1 protein-coding gene and 1 pseudogene are annotated in these 2041 nt (G+C 59.3%); both read right to left on the bottom strand.

The window, feature by feature from the left end; translation table 11 throughout:
- Positions 1 to 541: 541 nt before the first annotated feature.
- Positions 542 to 709 (bottom strand): annotated as a pseudogene (locus I6F21_RS39120) (transposase); the annotation flags it as partial.
- Positions 710 to 1145: 436 nt separating this feature from the next.
- The gene (locus tag I6F21_RS37445; RefSeq protein ID WP_192893372.1) at positions 1146 to 1787 is read right to left on the bottom strand and encodes a GNAT family N-acetyltransferase; all 642 of its coding nucleotides are present in this window, start codon (positions 1785 to 1787) and stop codon (positions 1146 to 1148) included.
- Between the last annotated feature and the right edge of the window lie 254 nt (positions 1788 to 2041).

The following is a 2041-nucleotide window of genomic DNA, read 5'->3' as shown; positions in this document are numbered from 1 at the left end:
AGCGCTACGAACCTCCGCGAGGCCGCCGACTCCGAAACCCCCGATCCGGGCGGTGCCGGCACGTCACCCTCGGGCAGCCGGACAGCGCGGCCGGCTGCACAAGACCTTTGCCTGCGCTGAGGGCTGCCGCACACTCGGCAGCTCAATGAGATGACCATACTGATCGAAATCGTAAGACGCCGACATCGGCAACCCCGTGATATTTGGGGGCTGGGACCGTGCGGACGACTTGCGAGGAGACCGGGCAAATGTCCCCGGCTGCAAGCGACCCACCCGGGCACATGCGTTCTGTCGCATTAGGTCTCCTGGCTCGCGGGTCGCTGCGGCTGTCGGCCTTCCCAGCGCTGTCGCGCTAATGCCTCGGAATAGCCGCGGCCGAGACCCCCAACTCCGCGCCACCATATATGCGAACTTAAAACCAAGACGACACCACATATAGAAGGCCCTGCCTAGGCTCGTCAAGACGGCACAGTCAAGTAAACCAGTTGGAGCAGCCCCGAGGTCGAGGTTCGAAATTCGCCGAGCGCCTGTCCTGAGAGCCTCACTCAAAAAGCATAGACCTCTCAAGGCCAGCCAATCGGCGAGTTAGGAGCCTCAGTTGGGCGACGAGCAGCCAAGCGAGCTCGGTAGCGGCGGAACCTTCGAAGTCTTTGCACAGGTGCCGACATCTGCCGAGCCACGCAAAGGTGCGCTCGACGACCCAGCGCCTGCGATCGGCAAAGATGTGCTCAAGCCTTTGGAAGTGGCGTCGCAAATTCTCCAACAGGGGAACAGCAACCCTGGACATCCTGAATGTTGGCATCGATGGGTTCGCGGTCCGCGAATTGAGTTGGGCTGGATCGGGTTTCGGCGGCCATACGCGTCTCGCCATTCATCGCTTTCTGTGGCCCCTAGATGAAAATTGTCTGGAGCCCGACCGCAATCGATGCAGCCGCCCGTGGCAATGTCCCACGCTTAGTGGATTTGACCCCGCCAGCTCTCACATCAGACATGCCAACTTTGCCGAAGAGACGATTCGTATGCTTTTCGCAGGCCGGGCGAGCCGCCTCACGTGCTCAGTTGTCTGGGCCGCGAACATAAGCCGTCCTGACCGAACGCGGTCATGTCAGGTTATTGGCAATCAATCCTAACGGGATGAGGCGGAGCTATGCTTGAGTTTGGGTGACGAGCCGATCCGGCGGCGCGGCCTTGCTGGGTCGGAATGAAGCCGTTCGCAACATTGGCGTGAGCGGCGGCGAAGAACCGTGTTGTATCTCACCAACGACCTTGAAGCCGTGACGTTGGTAAAAGGGAATGTTTTCAGGGTTCGAGCTTTCGAGGTAGGCAACAATGCCGTTCTCATCGCATCGTTGAAGGGCGTATTTCATCAGCAACGTGCCAAGCCCTTTTCCGATCCAGTTCGGATCGACGGCAATGAGCGGCAGATACCAATGTGGCTCGTGGGGACGATGTTCGGCCATTCCCCGCCGCAAGTGTGCCATATCCTCGGTAATCTCCGGGCGCAGGGATAGCGCCATGATTGCATCCAATGCCTCCTCGTCTTGCTGCACGTTGGGAGGCAGCCACAGGGCCGCGCCACGAATCTCTCCCGCGACGTAGGCTGTGCCATGTGCAAATGCTCGGCCCCCACAGGCGTCAATGAACTGAGGCATGCTCCTAAGGTATTGCCTTGGGTCAGGCCAGCTCCAACGCATCAACGGATCCGCGGCAAAGCCGAGCACAATTGTCCAGACAGTGCTTGCACGAATGTTTGCGTTCGCAGATCTGATATCTGATTCTTCTGTCATGATGTCGTTTTCGGGGCTCTGTTTTGGCATTGGCCTTCCAAGGAGGAGCATGGCATCGACACATCTGACGGTGAGCGGAATGGATGCACCGACGGGGACCCGCCGGGTGCATTTGGTTTCCCTTCCGAGATCTCCGCCTGTCTCAGACGGCTGACTTTGACGGCCACTTCGGACGAAGGCTCCTTGGTAGGCAATGCTTGGATCTACATATTCCTGGCGGGCTTCTGCGCTTCCACGCCCTATCTGGAACCCGC

This window comes from Bradyrhizobium sp. NBAIM03, from assembly GCF_020194055.1.
Classification (GTDB): Bacteria; Pseudomonadota; Alphaproteobacteria; order Rhizobiales; family Xanthobacteraceae; genus Bradyrhizobium; species Bradyrhizobium yuanmingense.
Note: the sequence above shows the minus strand (reverse complement) of the source record. Positions and strands in the feature narration are given on the sequence as shown.

Coding starts and splice junctions, on each gene's coding strand:
- I6F21_RS37445 (WP_192893372.1), bottom strand. CDS start 1,787: ATGACAGAAGAATCAGATATCAGATCTGCGAACGCAAACATTCGTGCA.